At 66.1% G+C, this 15,199-nt stretch carries 12 protein-coding genes; 3 read left to right on the forward strand and 9 right to left on the reverse strand.

Going from position 1 to position 15,199, the window contains the following annotated elements; genetic code table 11:
- Window positions 1-338 precede the first annotated feature (338 nt).
- The 3 genes from XH93_RS05905 to XH93_RS05915 all read right to left on the reverse strand — a co-directional run bounded on the left by XH93_RS05905 (window position 339) and on the right by XH93_RS05915 (window position 3,836).
- Entirely contained in the window at window positions 339-1,418 is a 1,080-nt protein-coding gene (locus XH93_RS05905; protein ID WP_194472795.1) for a phospholipase, read from the reverse strand.
- A gap of 203 nt (window positions 1,419-1,621) precedes the next feature.
- Window positions 1,622-2,593, reverse strand: a complete 972-nt coding sequence (locus XH93_RS05910) for a S1C family serine protease (RefSeq protein ID WP_139480550.1) — start codon at window positions 2,591-2,593, stop codon at window positions 1,622-1,624.
- Window positions 2,594-2,762: 169 nt separating this feature from the next.
- Window positions 2,763-3,836 carry a DUF2252 family protein gene (locus tag XH93_RS05915; protein ID WP_194472796.1) on the reverse strand — a complete coding sequence of 358 codons (1,074 nt, stop codon included), beginning with the start codon at window positions 3,834-3,836 and terminating at the stop codon, window positions 2,763-2,765.
- 284 nt (window positions 3,837-4,120) lie between these two features.
- Between XH93_RS05915 and XH93_RS05920 the strand changes: the two genes are divergently transcribed.
- Window positions 4,121-7,345, forward strand: a complete 3,225-nt coding sequence (locus XH93_RS05920) for a P-loop NTPase fold protein (protein WP_210340445.1) — start codon at window positions 4,121-4,123, stop codon at window positions 7,343-7,345.
- Window positions 7,346-7,357: 12 nt separating this feature from the next.
- On the opposite strand, the gene XH93_RS05925 is transcribed toward XH93_RS05920, so the two are convergent.
- On the reverse strand, window positions 7,358-8,872 hold the full coding sequence (locus XH93_RS05925) for an AMP-binding protein (protein ID WP_194472798.1): 1,515 nt from the start codon (window positions 8,870-8,872) through the stop codon (window positions 7,358-7,360).
- Between the two features lie 316 nt (window positions 8,873-9,188).
- Between XH93_RS05925 and XH93_RS05930 the strand changes: the two genes are divergently transcribed.
- A complete protein-coding gene (locus XH93_RS05930; protein ID WP_194472799.1) occupies window positions 9,189-9,515 on the forward strand; it encodes a PilZ domain-containing protein in 327 nt (108 codons plus the stop codon).
- 124 nt (window positions 9,516-9,639) lie between these two features.
- Here XH93_RS05930 and XH93_RS05935 read toward each other — a convergent pair whose 3' ends face one another.
- From XH93_RS05935 to XH93_RS05955, 5 genes are all read right to left on the reverse strand, one after another.
- Window positions 9,640-9,906 carry a hypothetical protein gene (locus XH93_RS05935; protein WP_194472800.1) on the reverse strand — a complete coding sequence of 89 codons (267 nt, stop codon included), beginning with the start codon at window positions 9,904-9,906 and terminating at the stop codon, window positions 9,640-9,642.
- 554 nt (window positions 9,907-10,460) lie between these two features.
- A complete protein-coding gene (locus XH93_RS05940; protein WP_194472801.1) occupies window positions 10,461-10,910 on the reverse strand; it encodes a GNAT family N-acetyltransferase in 450 nt (149 codons plus the stop codon).
- A gap of 112 nt (window positions 10,911-11,022) precedes the next feature.
- Window positions 11,023-12,051 (reverse strand): peptidoglycan -binding protein, encoded by a 1,029-nt coding sequence (locus tag XH93_RS05945; protein WP_139480557.1) that lies wholly within the window; start codon window positions 12,049-12,051, stop codon window positions 11,023-11,025.
- Entirely contained in the window at window positions 12,052-12,435 is a 384-nt protein-coding gene (locus XH93_RS05950; RefSeq protein WP_194472802.1) for a VOC family protein, read from the reverse strand.
- 15 nt (window positions 12,436-12,450) lie between these two features.
- Complete coding sequence (locus tag XH93_RS05955) at window positions 12,451-13,440, reverse strand: flagellar motor protein MotA (protein WP_194472803.1); 990 nt, start codon at window positions 13,438-13,440, stop codon at window positions 12,451-12,453.
- A gap of 548 nt (window positions 13,441-13,988) precedes the next feature.
- On the opposite strand from XH93_RS05955, the gene XH93_RS05960 reads away from it, so the two are divergent.
- Window positions 13,989-15,194, forward strand: coding sequence for an efflux RND transporter periplasmic adaptor subunit (locus tag XH93_RS05960; RefSeq protein ID WP_194472804.1), 1,206 nt, complete (start codon window positions 13,989-13,991; stop codon window positions 15,192-15,194).
- Window positions 15,195-15,199 lie beyond the last annotated feature (5 nt).

Here is a 15,199-nt window from a genome sequence, read left to right on the forward strand (position 1 = left end):
TGGCCCAACTCTCGTTCAAGCCGCGGGTGAACGGGTAACGCCATCTATCACCGTCATCCTGAGGAGCGGCCACTTGGCCGCGTCTCGAAGGATGAATCGGCCCACTGCAGCCGCACGGCCGCAGCCGGGCCGTCGACCCTTCGAGGGCCGCTGAAGAAGCGGCCACCTCAGGGTGACGGGGAGAGATTGTGCCTAGTTCTATCTTCGTCATTGCGAGCCAACGGGTCGGCGCAAAGTGCCGCCCGATGACAGGCTCCGCGAAGCAATCCATCTCTCCACAAGCGGAGGCATGGATTGCTTCGTCGCTTCGTGCCTCGCAATGACGGGGAGGGGGTTCCTCAGGCGTCGGCGTGTGCACCATTCAACCACTGCAAGATCTCCGCATTGATCTCGCGCGGGTAGCAGTGGCTGAGGTCGTCGATCTCGCGATAGATCACCTTGGCGCCGGCGGCGGAGAGCAGGCCCTGGGTCTGCCGCGCGGTCTGCACCGGGAACATCCAGTCGAGCCGGCCGTGGGTGATGAAAACAGGCAGGCCGCGCAGACGTTCGGCGTCGGCGATCTCCGCCATCAGCGGATGGAACGTCGCGGAAACCGGCGCAAGATGGGTGAAGCGCGACGCACCGTCGAGCCCACTGACATAGCTGAAGGTGCCGCCGTCGCTCATGCCGGTCAGCAGCATCCGTGTCTCGTCGATGTTCCAGCGCGCGCACACCTGGTCGAGGATGCGGTTGAGGTTCGGCGTGTCGCTGTCGCCGCCCATCAGCGCCCAGGTTTGCCCGGTCGCGGTCGGCGCGACCAGGATGGCGCCGCGGCTGCGGGCATCGCGCAGCCAGCTCCAGAGAAAGCCACGGCCGTTGCCGCTGCCGCCATGCAGCGCCATCACCAGCGGCCAGGCGCGATCGGGCGTGTAATATTCCGGCACGTACATCGAGAAGCCGCCGCGGCTGCCCGGCTCGTTGCCCTCATGGAACACGCCGGTGCTGTCGTTCGGCACGGAAGCGAGCCGCGCCTGCAGCTCGGCGTCCTCGCGCAGTTCAGGCGCGATGAAGAAGCCGCTGACCGGCGGCAATTCGGTCAGCGGGTAGAGCGCCTCCAGCGCCCGCGGCAGATAGCGCAGCGCGCGGAACACGCTGACGAGGTCGCCTTCGCCGTTCATCACGGCGCGCAGCCCCGCATAGCCCGCCAGCGCCGCGTCGATCGCGGCCTGCAGCGGCGCCTTGATGTGCGAGAATTGCTCCGGCCAATCGGCCAGGTGCGGCTTCACCGCGAGCAAGGCATCGTCCGGCTCGCCCGCGATCTGCATGACGTTGCCGAACTCCGCCGGGTTGAGGTTGCGCGCGACGAACGACAGCGATTCCAGCGTCTGCAGCAGCGGCGGCAGCACGGCCACGATGTTGTCGACCACGGCCTCGCTCATCATTCTATCCTTGTTAGCGAACTGCAGCCGCGCGTGAGCTGCGCTCCCTCTCCCGCTTGCGGGGGAGGGTTGGGGTGGGGGTGTCGCCGCTTGAGAGAACCATCGAGTGGAGAGAGCCCCCACCCGCCGCGCTGCGCGCGACGACCTCCCCCGCAAGCGGGAGAGGTGAAGAGAGCGTGATCCGCCTGAGCTTCATCGCATCGCTAATGCAGCCGCGGCGCCTTCAACAGCCGCATGCGGTCGATCGAGGTCAGCGTGACGTCGAAGGTGACGCCTTCGTGGTAGACGGTCAGCGGCACGTCGACGCCGGCCGAGCCGAGCGACCACAGCTTCTTGTAGAAGCCGGCCTGGTCCGTCACGTTGTCGCCGGCGACCGCGAGGATCACGTCGCCGTTCTTCAATTCGGCGCGCGCTGCCGGTCCCTTGCTGGCGATGCCGACCACGACGATGCGGTTGTCGATCTCGGTCGTGTACATGCCGAGCCACGGCCGCGCCGGCTTGTTGACGCGGCCGAACTTGCGCAGGTCGGTGATGACGGGGCCGAGCAGATCGATCGGCACGATCATGTTGACATGCTCGGCGTGGCCCGCGCGCTCGCGCTCGAGCTGCAGCGAGCCGATGCCGATCAGTTCGCCGCTGTCCGAGATCAGCCCGCAGCCGCCCCAGTTCGGATGCGACGGATGGGTGAAGATCGCTTCATCGAGCAGATATTCCCAGTAGCCGGCGAATTCCTGCTTCGCCGCGATCTGGCTCGCGACCGAACGGGTGCGGCCGCCGGCGCCGCCGACCACGACATTGTCGCCGACCCGCGCGGCCGCCGACGAGCCGATCGGCAGCGGCGCGATGTTGGGACGGCCGAGCGCCTGCACCAGGCCGAAGCCGGATTCGGAATCAAAGCCCATCGCGTGGCCCTCGACCACGCGGCCGTCGCCGAGATGCAGCCACACCGCTTCGGCCTCGGTGATCAGATAGCCGATCGTCAGCACCAGCCCGTCGTCGATCAAAACGCCGTTGCCGACGCGCTCGGTGCCGAGCGTCTCGGCGCTGAAGGCGTCGGGTGGAATGATCGAATGCAGCCCGACCACACTCATCAGCGCGCGATCGAGATCGAAGCGGTAATCTTCGGGGCGGGGCTGAAAGGCCGCTGGCACTTTCCATTCGGTCATCGAGGTCATGGAGGGTCTCCGCAGGATCGCAAAACGCGCGTATGCACACTAACGCCGTGCGACCCGAAAAGATCACGGTCCGGAACAGCGGACGCTTCTGTCATATATAACAGTGAATTGACCCGATTTCGAGATGGCAGATCGCATGCCAGCCGCGGCCGGCGCGATCACCGTCAAGTCAACCGCGCCATTCCCGAAAATCGCGCCGGACTCTCTCCTCGGCGATTTCGGCGGCTTGATCCAGCCAGTTGCTCTGCTTGCGTTGCCGCCGCTTGAGATCGTCCTTCAAGCGGTCGATCCGGGACACGCCGGCGGCATGGATCGACGCGACATCGAACGCCATCGCCTTGATCAGCCTGCGCTGCAGCTTGCGCCCGGCCTCCTCGCCGAGCTCGATCTTGCGCGCATCGGCGGCGATGCGGCGCAGGATGAAGTTTTGCCGCACCTGCAGGAACGGATCCGGCGCGCGGTGCCGCCCGGTCGCGAGCGTCATGAAGTTCGATGGCGCACGGCCACCCTTGCCATGCGCCCAGCTCCATGCCGAGGGCACCAGCGCCTTCGCCTCGCGGACGATCTGGCCGCCGCGCCAATACGCGATCGCGGCATAGCGCGGCCGTCCTAGGCTGCCGCCGCCCTTGTGCAGGATGCGGGCGAAGCGGATGCTGCTCCGCGCGACGTCGCGCGGCAGGCTGGCGCGCAGCGCAGCCGTGATCTGGGGCGGCGGCTTCGCGGCTGGAAACTTCGCGACCTCGTCCCAGAAGTTTTCCGGCTTGCCTGCGCCGGGCTCGGCATAAGGTCTGAGCCAGGTCTGCCCCTCGAACAGCAGCGCCGGTTGCGGATTGTCGAGGCCCTCGCGATAGCCGTCGAGCAGCGCCTCGGCCGCCTCGCGCGCGCTGATCGCAGGTCGCGGCGCGAGCCGCATGCTGGTGGCAAGCCGCACCAGATCGAGCACATAGGGCATCATTGCGGCTTCGTCGAAATCGTTGACGCCCCACACCAGCCGCCCGTCGGCGTCGCGCCAGGTGCCGAAATTTTCCAGATGCAGGTCGCCGATCGCGAGCAGGCGAGGCGCGTCCATCAGCTCCGGGCACCAGTCGCCGATCTTGCGCGCCCAGCGGAAATAGGTCGCGCGCAGGAAGATGAACGGAGACTTCTTCATCCTGCCGTGCTTGTACTTGATCTCGGATTTGACGACCTTGCACTGCCGGCCGAGCCAGGCCTCGAACGCCGCGTTGTCACTGCGAAACGACATGGGATTCTCGCTCGGGTTGTTGCGTGGGACAAGGGCACCCTATTTGGGGACGCATGGCAACGAAAATCCCGGAAATCGGCAATTTATTCAGATGCGCGCTACCTGCGAAAAATTCCTCCAAAATGTGAAATCCGCCCTTCCTCTCAAAGTTGTGCCGTGAGTAGAGTAAACCTCATTGGCGATTGCCGGGTCGTTCCGGCGTGCATTTGAGAAGAGACGGTAAGCCGTCTGCAGACCGTGATCTGCCCCGTTGCGTCCGATGCCTGACCGCGAGAGAGGCACAGATGGACTATCAACCGGAAAGTCCAGCACCGTCCCCGAGCGAGACGAGCAAAGCTGACCCGAGCGCCACGAAGCCAGAGGCTGCAAACGCATCCGCGCTGCCGCGCCGTGCGTTGTGGTTTGCGGCTTCATACCTGCTGGCGTTCGCCGGCTTCTGGGGTGTCATCGGCGGCTGGTATTTCGGGCTGCCGGTCGGCGGCGAGATTCGTCAGGATTTGTTCACGGAACGCGGGTGGGCGCTGCGCGATTTGTTCGCGACGATCCCGCATCCGGATTTTGCGGATCTGCCGTTCGTTCCGAAGCCGGCCGGTGACGGCTTCGAGGTTCGCGACAAGTTTCGCAGCGCGTTGGGATGGAGCGAAGGCACGCTCGAGGTCAGGGTGCCGCAAGGGCCGGCGCGCGCCGCCAGCGCGCAATTCTTCTCGAAGGACCAATCCTTCTCGAAGGACAACGCCGTCGCAAATACGAAGCAGGCGCAGGTCGCAAATCAGGCCGCGCGCCCCCCTGTGTTCGCGCCGCTCTTGATTCCGTATTTCGAGACCCGGATCGCATCGGCCCGTACGGTGCTGCAACTCCGAAATCCGGATCCGGCCAGCGGGACCTGCCTCACATTTGTCGGGCAAGGTCAGAATACCGGTCCTTGCCTCGCGCTTCCGCATGACACGCCTGCGAACTCGACCACGACCTTAGCGTTTCCGACCGTCCAAATCACGCCCCTGGATTTGCAGCTGATCGATGGTGGTGTCTTCCCGGACCAGCCCGATCCGCAGCTGTTCCTTGCGAACTATGCCAGCGCGCCGCGGGTCGATCCACTATCATGGGTCTACTCCGCGACATTGGGAGCCGAAGCCGGAACTCCGCCGTCCGGCGGAAAGCAGGCAATCTGGGTTGGTGGTGAGCTCGGTGACATCTTCCGGATGACCGCCGACGCCAACGGAACGCTCGGCGTCACGCGGCTCAATGTCCCCGGAGCCGGTGCCATCAAGTTCGTGGCCTTCGTTTCGTCCGATCGCGGCTGGGCCTGGAGCGCGCAGGGGAGCGAGCGCGGGATTTCGTCGGACGCGGCCTTTCAAACCTTCAACGGCGGTGCCGGCTGGCAGCTGCTGTCGTATCGCTGGCTGCCGGCGCCGTGGGTGTTCGTGGCCTTTGCCCTCGGCGCGTTCGCATTCGAGCGCGGCACCAGGGCGCGGCTCAAGCAGTTGCCGGTGGTGCCTCAGAAGCATATCGCCGACCACGGCGTGTCCGACGATCCGATCGGATTGAATGACGAGGATGCACTCGGTCTGCGGCCGATCGCGCGTTCGATGGCGAGATTCCTGCGCAACACCGAAACCAAGCCGACGGTCGCCATCGCGGTGACCGGACCATGGGGATCCGGCAAGACGTCGCTGATGAATCTGGTGCGCGAGGAACTCGGCGCGCGTGATGTCCGAACCGTATGGTTCAACGCCTGGCACAATCAGAAGGAGGACAATCTGCTTGCGGCACTGCTCGAGGCCGTGCGCAGCCAGGCGGTGCCGCCGCTCTGGACGGTGCCCGGATTCATCTATCGGCTGCGCGTCGCCTGGAAGCGAATCGGTGCCGATCCCAATGCGACGGTCGCGCTGCTGGTCTTTGTCGGCGTCGCCCTGTGGATCGTCGCCACGCATCTGGAAATGGCGGCCAGCGTTCTCGGTCAGCTCGCGGACCGGATCGGGGCATTGCTGATGCCGGAGCCGCCTGCCGCCCGGTCGGCCCCTGCCGCGGGCACGCCGGGGACGGCGTCCGCCGTCACGTCGATCGGCCTGTCGACCGGCGGAATCTCGGCCTTGATCTATGCCGGCAAGAAATTGTGGGAGCTGTTCAAGCCGCTCAAATCGATCCCGGCGGAATTGCTGTCGACGCTGGGCGGACAGCCCAGCACCAAGGACATGGAGCAGCAGCTCTCGTTCCGCTATCGCTTTGCCTCCGAGTTCGCGGTCTTCTGCGACACGCTGCGGCGCCCGCCGCATCCCGGGCTCGTCATCTTCATCGACGATCTCGATCGCTGCGCGCCGAAACAGACTGTCGACATCCTCGAGGCCATCAATTTCGTGACCAGCGCCGGCCGCTGCTTTGTCGTGCTCGGGCTGGACGAGAACAAGGTCAAGGCGGCGATCGCGGACTCCTACAAGGATATGACGCTGCAGCTCGACGACAGCGAGCCGCCGGGTGCGGCCGAACCGTCGCCGTCCGAATTGCGGCGCCGGCGGCTGCTGGCCCTCAATGAGTTTGCTTCGCATTATCTTGAAAAGCTGATTCACCTCGTCGTGCCCGTTCCGCGCAGCCGCGAGGACACCGTCGAGCTTCTGCTCGGCCTCAAGCGCGCCGACGCGGGCCCGCCGCAGGTCGAGAGCTGGCGCACGGTCGCGCGCACGCTATCCGGGATGCTGAGCACGGCCCTTGTCGTTGCTCTCCTGATCGCATCGGCATGGCTCGGCGTCACCCTGGTGACGCGGTCATTGCCGACGGTGGCCGCATCCACCGCGGCGTCGAGCACCGTGCCGAGCGCCACCGTCACGGGCAATCCGTCGTCGCCTCCCGCCGTGCCGGATGCACCTGCGGCCACGACGCTGCGATCCCCGTTGACCGGCGCGCCGGTGAGCAGCGCGGAGCTCGCCAATGCCGGGCTCGGTGCACGCGGTGTGCTCGGGACGGTGCCGCCGGCCGCCGTGGTTGCCGCATTCGCACTGCTCCTGATCATCATCAGCATCCAGTTCCTGCCGCGGCTGCAGATCGAGCCTGTGGTCAGCGACAGTCCGGATTTTCAGGAGGCATTGCGGATCTGGATCGACGGCATCACCAGGACGCGCGAGACCCCGCGCGCGATCAAGCGGTTCGTCAATCGGCTGCGGTTCATGGCGATGCGGCTGCGCGACCTGAGCACCGAAGCGGATCGGGCCGGGAAGACGCCGCCATTCACCGAGGCGGCGCTGGTCGCGATGGCGGTGACCGGTGACGTCGACGAAGAACTGCTCGGGGCCGAGCTGGACGATCTGAGCGTCCGGATCATGGGAGGCGGCGAGCAGGCAGAGGACGCCAAGCTGGTTCAGGCTGCGCTCAGTGAGTTCCGCAGCAAGTTCGGCGATCCCTATGCCGATGCGGTGGCGCTGCCGACGTTCCGCCTGCTGGCCGGCCTCGTCGCGGAACGCCGAACCGATGCACCTGCCGGACAGGATACGACTGCGGCGACGCCACCGCCGGCATGAGGAGCGGCCGTGCTACTCGGCCTTCGCTGCCCGCGCCGGCATGATGCGGAAATTGCGGTTCTGCTTGATCCAGGCTGCGCGCTCGTCGCGCAGCAGGGTGCGGCGGACCTTTCCGGAATCGTCGCGCGGCGCGGTGCCGACGCGCTCAAAGCTTTCCGGATGCTTGTAGCGGCTGAGCCTGTCTTTGAGGAAATCGCCCATGCCGTCGGCGATCGCCTGCGCATCCGCGTGCTCGTCGAGCTCGAGGATCGCGTGCACGCGCTGGCCGAACTCCGGATCGGGCAGCCCGACCACGACGCAGGAGCGCACGTCGGGATGTTCGCTCACCGCGGCCTCGACCTCGGCCGGATAGATGTTGGCGCCGCCGCGCAGCACCATGTCGGCGAGGCGGTCGCCGAGATAGAGATAGCCGTCGGCATCGAGCCGTCCGATATCGCCGAGCGATTCCCAGCCGTCCGGCCGCCGTTTCGGCACAGCCCCGAGATAGTGATAGGTCGAGCCGGCGCCGTCATTGGGCAGGAAATAGATCTCGCCGGTCTCGCCCGGCGCGACGTCGTTGCCGTCCTCGCCGATGATGCGCAGCTTTGCGGTCTCGCCGATCTTGCCGACCGAGCCCTTGTGCGCCAGCCATTCGACGCCATTGATCACGCAGGCGCCCTGCCGCTCGGTGCCGCCATAGAGCTCCCAGATCCGTTCCGGCCCGAGCCATTCGATCCACTTCTCCTTCAGCCAGGGCGGCATCGGCGCCGCCATGTGAAACACGATTTTCAGGCTGGAGACGTCGTAGCGGCTGCGCACCTCCTCGGGCAGCGCCCAGATCCGGTGCATCATGGTCGGCACGAAGTTCACCCATTGCACGCGATCGCGCGCGATCAGCCGCAGCGTCTCCTCGGCGTCGAACTTCACCATGCCGGTGACCCTTCCGCCGCCGAACAGCGCGTAGTGGGACAGGATGAACGGCGCGTTGTGATAGAGCGGCCCCGGATTGAGCAGCGCTGTATCGCGCGCAATGCCGAGCGTCGCCTCGGCGGCAGTGTCGATCACGGCGGGGCCGTGGTCGAGGATCACCTTCGGCCGCCCGGTCGAGCCGCCGCTGGTCATCGCCTTCCAGTATCGCGCCACCGGCGGATCGAGCGGTGCATCGGAAAATCCATCCGGCACGAAGTTCGCGGGCAGCGAATTCGGCGCGTTCCAGTCGGCCTCGCCGCCGACCACCAGCGCGGGCTTGAGGATATCGAGCACGGCCGCCGCCTCGCCGCGCGGCAATCGCCACGACAGCGAGGTCGGCGTCGCGCCGCACTTCCACACCGCAAAACTGGTCTCGAAGAACGCATTGCTGTTGGGCAGCCCGATCGCAACGAAGTCGCCGGGCTTGACGCCCTTGGCCATGAAGGCGCGCGCCCGTGCATTGGCGCGGCGCTCGAGCTGCTCCCAGGTCAGGGTGTCCGCGCCGTGACTGACGGCGATCGCGTCAGTTGGCTTGCGTTCGGCATACCAGCGCGGCACGTCGGCGAGGGGGATCAGCATGGGGCGTTTCCGTTGGGCGAGGCGCGTTGCGGCGCTCTTTGATGCAAGGCGCGCGGCCGATGCCGCGCCTTGCCAGTTCACCAAGAGAGCCGCTTCCGAGTCAAGCGCCGGGGCCTCCGCGCAGCCGGTATCCCGCTGATGGGCTTGCGGAATCCCCATTCCCTAAAAGCCGCGTCAAGATTCCGGTAAAGTTCAAGCGATCGCGCTAAGCCGGGCTTTACGCGACCTCGCCAATGTGCCGGTCGTGGTTGTGCGCCGAACGGCATGGCGCGTCCATCGACGCACCCGGCGCGCAACGCCCTCAGGATCGACGACGATGACGAGCAATGGTGCACGGATCAAGGTCAGTCGCGAGCCGCGGCGCCAGCTCAACAACCGCGCGGCATGGATCACGGTCGATGACGGCGCCACCGAGAGCGAATGCGCCGTCGTCGACGTCTCGCCCGGCGGCGCCAAGATCACGACCGCGGTGGAGTTCGGCGTCAAGGACCGCCTCGCGCTGACGCTGCTCGCCGATCATTCCAAGCGCTATCCCTGCGAGGTGGTCTGGCGCCGCGGCAACACCTACGGGCTGAAATTCGTGACGGCGGATGTGGTGGCAGAGACGGCGCCCGAGGCGGCGGATCCGGTCGGCGTGATCTAGCGCAGCTTCACAAATTTCGTAGCCCGGATGAAGCGAAGCGAAATCCGGGAATGCTCTCACACGTTACGCGACTGCCCCGGATTGCGCGGAGCCTGTCATCGCGCGCGCTCTTCCGGGCTACGCGCTAACGTCTTGCTACGCCGTTGCCGGTGCTGGATGTGCCGCCGATGGCGCCGGGGTCGGGCGGCAGCGCGGTGCCGCCTGTGCCGGACACCCCGACCCGCTGTCCGCTCGACGCGGGAAGCGCACTGCCGCCCACTGCGCCGGTCGGAGCGGCCCGGTCGCCGGGTCTCGGCGGCAGCGGGGTGCCGCCCGCGTTCTGCGCAAACGACTGGACCGGCGCGAGCACGAGGCACGCGGCAACGATCATGGCGAGCCTTTTCCTGAGCATTCGGTAATCTCCGCGTTGAGACGCGACAAAAGTCTTCGCAGCATCAACGTGGCGTTGCAGGTCGCGTTCCCCAACCGCCCTCACGTCGTTGTGGGATGCGCCGCGCGCATGCTCGCCATCAGTTGAAGCGGGGATGCCGGTCCTCGTGCGCGGCTGATGACACCGGTTATTTGGCAGGCGGCGCGCAGCAAACTCGGTGTCGTCCCCGCGAAGGCCGGGATCCATAACCACCGATGGTTATCGTTGTGCAATGCCGGAACGACGAGTCCCATTCACAACATTCGCTGCGGAGTATGGGTCCCGGCTTTCGCCGGGACGACCGTGTGAGATCGATGCGCCAAAATCTATCCCCGTCATCCTGAGGTGCGAGCCTTGCAGCGCAATTGCGCTGCTGGGCGAGCCTCGAAGGATGAATCGGCCCGGCTGGTGGCCGTCGATCCTTCGAGGCTCGCAAGGGCTCGCACCTCAGGATGACGGGACTAACGGTAGCGCCACATACTCAATGTCGTCCTGGCATTCGCCAGGACGACGGCACGGTGAGCATCGCGCCGCCGCTACGGCGTCCACGCCATCTTCAGCACCGGGCGTCCTGAGGTCGGGTTGACGTCCTCGCCGGCATGCGCAAAGCCGTTGCGTTCGTAGAAGCGGATGGCGCGGGCGTTGTCCTTGTTGACCAGCAGCGTGACGCCGGCGGGCGACAGCCGTTTGGCTTCATCGACCAGCGCGCCGGCGAGCGGCGAGCCCCAATGGGCGGGATCGACCACGAGCTGGTCGAGATAGCCGGTCTGGTCGATGGTGACGAAGCCGGTCAGCGCGCCGCTCTGTTCGGCGACGACGATCGCCGCCTGCGGCACCAACTCGCTGCGCCAGCGCTCGCGCCACCACGCCACGCGTGCGTTGAAATCGATCGACGGATAGGCCTGCTGCCAGGTCTGTCGCCACAGCTCGATCGCCGCGTCCTCGTCGGCAGCACGATAAGGGCGGAAGTGGAAACTGCTTGTCATGCTAAAGTCGTCATGCCCGGGCTTGACCCGGGCATCCATCCAATTCGAAAGAATCTTTCTTCGATGGATTGCCGGGTCAAGCCCGGCAATGACGATTGGATGCTCAGTGGCCCTACCTCTCCGTCAGCTTCAGCTCGATGCGGCGGTTGCGCTTGTAGGCCTCTTCGGTCTGCGCGGTGTCGAGCGGTTGGAATTCGGCGAAGCCGGCGGCGACCAGGCGCTGCGCCGGCACGCCGAGCGACACCAGATACTGCACCACCGAGATCGCGCGCGCCGAGGATAGCTCCCAGTTCGACTTGAACAGCGGGCTGTTGATCGGCCGCACGTCGGTGTGGCCGTCGACCCGCAGCACCCAGGCGATCTCGGTCGGAATCTTCTTGTCGAGATCGATCAGCGCGTTCGCCACGGTATCGAGCTCGGTCTTGCCCTCCGGCAACAGCGTCGCCTGACCGGTCTCGAAGAACACTTCGGACTGGAACACGAAGCGGTCGCCGACGATGCGGATATCCGGGCGGTTGCCGAGGATGGCGCGCAGCCGGCCGAAGAATTCCGAGCGGTAGCGCGACAATTCCTGCACCCGCTGCGCCAGCGCGACGTTGAGGCGCTGGCCGAGATCGGCGATCCGGCCCTGCGATTCCTTGTCGCGCTTCTCGGAGGCGTCGAGCGCCTCTTCCAGCGCTGCGAGCTGACGGCGCAGCGCGCTGATCTGCTGGTTCAAGACCTCGATCTGCGCCAGCGCGCGCGAGGTGACGCCTTTCTCGGACTCCAGCGCCTTGTTGAGCTCGCTGGCGCGCCCCTGCGCGTCACTGCCGGAGCTGGCCAGCCCCTCATAGAGTCCCTTCATGCGGTCGCGCTCGCTCTCGGCGGAGGCGAGGCCGGCGCGCAGCTGCGTCAGCTGGTCGTCGAGGTTAAGCTTGCCGAGCTTCTCCAGCGACAGCAGATCATTGAGCTGCGCGATCTTGGCGGTGAGCTGCTCCAGCGCCTTGTCCTTGCCGGAGACCTCCTGCGACAGGAAGAACTGCACCACCAGGAACACCGAAAGCAGGAACACGATCGACAGCACCAGCGTCGACAGCGCGTCGACGAAGCCGGGCCAGTAGTTGAAGGCGGATTCACCGCGGCGCGAACGGGCGAGGGCCATTCAAGTTCCCTTGGTTTCCTGCGGCGCGTGACAGACGGCCTCGATGTTGTGGCCGTCGGGATCGAGGACGAAGGCGCCGTAATAGTTTGCATGGTAGTACGGCCGAATTCCGGGCGGTCCGTTGTCCCTGCCGCCGGCCTTGATGGCGTCCGCGTAGAACCGGTCGACGGTGGCGCGATCATTGGCCGTAAAGGCGATGTGAGCTCCGGTTTGCGAGGCGTCACGGACCCCGATCCAGAAGAACGCCTTCGGCCGGATGCCGTAGCCGGCGAACGCCGTGCCCTCCGCATAGAGACGGCTGATGCCGAGCGCGCGCAGCGCCTCGTCATAAAAGGCCTTCGACATTTCGACATCGGTGACGCCGATGGTGACGTGATCGAGCACGCTGGCCTCCGTGGCTCAACTCTTCTCGGGCTGGCGGGCGAGGCGCTCGAGCAGCCGCTTGATTTCGCGATTCTGCTCGCCCTGGCCGTCGGCCCATTCGCGGATCATCTGCTGCTCGGTGCGCATATGCGCCACCAGGCCCTGGATCGCCTCGGCGAGATTGGCCATCGCCGCGGTGGTGTTGCGGGTGCCGCCGCCTTCCTCCATCGAAGTGCGCAGCCGCTCGATCGCGCCCTGCAGGTCGGCGCCGCCGGCCCCGGCGCCTTCGCCGGAAATGCCGCGCACCGTGGTGGCGAGCCAGTCCTCGAGATCGGTGTAGAAGCGATTCTGCGCCTGGCTCGACTGCAGATCGAGGAACCCGAGGATCAGCGAGCCGGCGAGGCCGAACAGCGAGGACGAGAACGAGATGCCCATGCCGCCGAGCGGGGCGGCGAGGCCCTCCTTCAGGGTGTCGAACAGCGCCCCGGCATCGCCGCCGACCTTCAGCCCGTCGATCACCTTGCCGACCGAGCCGACCGTCTCGATCAGGCCCCAGAAGGTGCCGAGCAGGCCGAGGAACACCAGCAGCCCGGTCATGTAGCGCGAGATGTCGCGGGCCTCGTCGAGCCGGGTTGCGATCGAATCGAGCAGATGCCGCATGGTCTGCTGCGAGATCGACATCCGCCCGGAACGCTCGCCGCCGAGGATTGCCGCCATCGGGGCAAGCAGCGTCGGGCGGCGCGCGATCGCCAGCCCGGGGTCGGCGATGCGGAAATTGTTGACCCAGGCGACCTCGGGATAGAGCCGGATCACCTGCCGGAACGTCAGGATGATGCCGATCAAGAGCACCGCGCCGATCAGGGCATTCAGCCCGGGATTGGCAAAAAACGCCGTGATGATCTGCTTGTAGAGCACGACCCCGATCAGGCCGCAGAGCACCAGGAAGACCAGCATCCGCACCAGGAAGATGCGGGGCGAGGACAATTTGCTCAGTTCGATCTCCATGTCGGAGCGGGAAGGGGGCATTGCCGGATCATCCGTTCGCGAAGGCCGCATCTGACAGCAATATGGCACAGCGGCAGAGGGAGGAAAGTGAGGAAAGGCGAATCCACCGCCCGAAGGACGAACCTTTGGTTGAGCCTGTCTGGTCTGCACCCGTTCGGTGCAGTTATCCGGGATTAACGGGCATCCCGGCGCAGTCGTCCTGCGATCGGCGCTCCGGACACCAGCCAACGAGGATGCGGTGATCGGAGTTGCATCATCGCGGCGCGGCGCCCGCGATTCGGGCGGCCGCCTCACAATGTTGCGCGACCCGTCATCGGGACGACGCAAATTGCGCTTTCTCGCTCACGCATTGCTTAATGCATTCCCACAGCCTGCAATGGAACCCGCTCACAATCCGGTGAGTCGTGAAAAGATACGAAAATTCAGTGCGATAGGTTTGTGTGACAATGAGCCGCCGCGAAACGCATTGCGTCGCAGCAACGGGGTTTTATTTTCATGGCATCAACGCAGCGGTGTTCGTCGTGGCACCGCCGTTTGTTTGTTCACACCAATCAGGGGCGACAATCTCGATGTCTGGACTTCGCGCGCAATCGGCATGCATTGCTCTGATGCTGGCCGCGATGGCGCCACTGCTTGCCGGCTGCGATGAGGCGAATACCGCAGTCGCCGCCGTGCAAGCACCCGAGCCGGACGTCAGCGTCGTCACCGTGAGGCCGCAGGCGCGCGCAATGGTGCGCGAACTGCCGGGCCGCATCGCGCCGACCCGTGTCTCCGAGGTGCGTCCGCGCGTCTCCGGTATCATCGTCAACCGGATGTTTTCGCAGGGCAGCGAGGTGAAGGTCGGCGATCCCTTGTACCAGATCGATCCGCGCCCGTTCGAAGTCGATCTGCAGTCGGCCGAGGCCGCGCTGTCGCGCGCCAAGGCGGTGCAGGAGCAGGCCTCGCTGCAGGCCCGCCGTATTGCAACGCTGACCAGCCAGCGCGCCGCGCCGGAATCCGAGAACGAGAAGGCGATCGCGACGCTGAAGCAGGCTGAGGCCGACGTGCAGGGCCGCGAGGCCGAGGTCGCGCGCGCAAAGCTCAATCTGGATTACGCCACCATCCGCGCGCCGATCGATGGAACCATCGGCGCGGCGCTGGTCTCGGAAGGCGCGCTGGTCGTGCAGAACGACGCGTCGAGCCTCGCGACCATCCAGCAACTCGATCCGATCTACGCCGATTTCCAGCAGTCGGTCACCGAGATGAACCAGCTGCGCCGCGCCTTCGAGAACGGCGACCTCGACCGCATCGCGCCCGATGCGATGAAGGTCCGTCTCGTGCTCGACGACGGCTCGATCTATTCGGTGCCGGGCAAGCTGTTGTTCTCCGACGCCAAGGTCGACGCCTATACCGGGCAGGTGACCCTGCGCGGCGAGTTCCCGAACCCGAACCGGATCCTGCTGCCGGGCATGTATGTCCGCGTGCAGATCGAGCAGGGCATCGACAGCGACGCGATCGCGGTGCCGCAGCAGGCGGTGCAGCGCAATGGCGGCGGCGGCAGCGAGGTGTTCGTCGTCAAGGCCGACAATCACGTCGCGGTGCAGCCGGTGCGCACCGGCTCGCTGCAGGGCGGCACCTGGTTCATCACCGAGGGCCTGAAGGCCGGCGACAAGGTCGTGGTCGAAGGTTTCCAGAAGTTCGCCGCCGGCGACAAGGTCCGGCCGCTGCCGTGGCGCGAAGTCGACGCGGCTGCAGCACCGGCGGATACGCAGCAAGCCGCGCACGCGGTGCGGTGATCCGA

This window comes from Bradyrhizobium sp. CCBAU 51753 (assembly GCF_015291565.1).
GTDB classification, from domain to species: domain Bacteria; phylum Pseudomonadota; class Alphaproteobacteria; order Rhizobiales; family Xanthobacteraceae; genus Bradyrhizobium; species Bradyrhizobium ivorense.

Excerpts from the sequence above, each read along its gene's own strand:
- XH93_RS05905 (WP_194472795.1), bottom strand. The coding sequence starts at position 1,418 with ATGAGCGAGGCCGTGGTCGACAACATCGTGGCCGTGCTGCCGCCGCTG.
- XH93_RS05910 (WP_139480550.1), bottom strand. The coding sequence starts at position 2,593 with ATGACCTCGATGACCGAATGGAAAGTGCCAGCGGCCTTTCAGCCCCGC.
- XH93_RS05915 (WP_194472796.1), bottom strand. The coding sequence starts at position 3,836 with ATGTCGTTTCGCAGTGACAACGCGGCGTTCGAGGCCTGGCTCGGCCGG.
- XH93_RS05920 (WP_210340445.1), top strand. The coding sequence starts at position 4,121 with ATGGACTATCAACCGGAAAGTCCAGCACCGTCCCCGAGCGAGACGAGC.
- XH93_RS05925 (WP_194472798.1), bottom strand. The coding sequence starts at position 8,872 with ATGCTGATCCCCCTCGCCGACGTGCCGCGCTGGTATGCCGAACGCAAG.
- XH93_RS05930 (WP_194472799.1), top strand. The coding sequence starts at position 9,189 with ATGACGAGCAATGGTGCACGGATCAAGGTCAGTCGCGAGCCGCGGCGC.
- XH93_RS05935 (WP_194472800.1), bottom strand. The coding sequence starts at position 9,906 with ATGCTCAGGAAAAGGCTCGCCATGATCGTTGCCGCGTGCCTCGTGCTC.
- XH93_RS05940 (WP_194472801.1), bottom strand. The coding sequence starts at position 10,910 with ATGACAAGCAGTTTCCACTTCCGCCCTTATCGTGCTGCCGACGAGGAC.
- XH93_RS05945 (WP_139480557.1), bottom strand. The coding sequence starts at position 12,051 with ATGGCCCTCGCCCGTTCGCGCCGCGGTGAATCCGCCTTCAACTACTGG.
- XH93_RS05955 (WP_194472803.1), bottom strand. The coding sequence starts at position 13,440 with ATGCCCCCTTCCCGCTCCGACATGGAGATCGAACTGAGCAAATTGTCC.
- XH93_RS05960 (WP_194472804.1), top strand. The coding sequence starts at position 13,989 with ATGTCTGGACTTCGCGCGCAATCGGCATGCATTGCTCTGATGCTGGCC.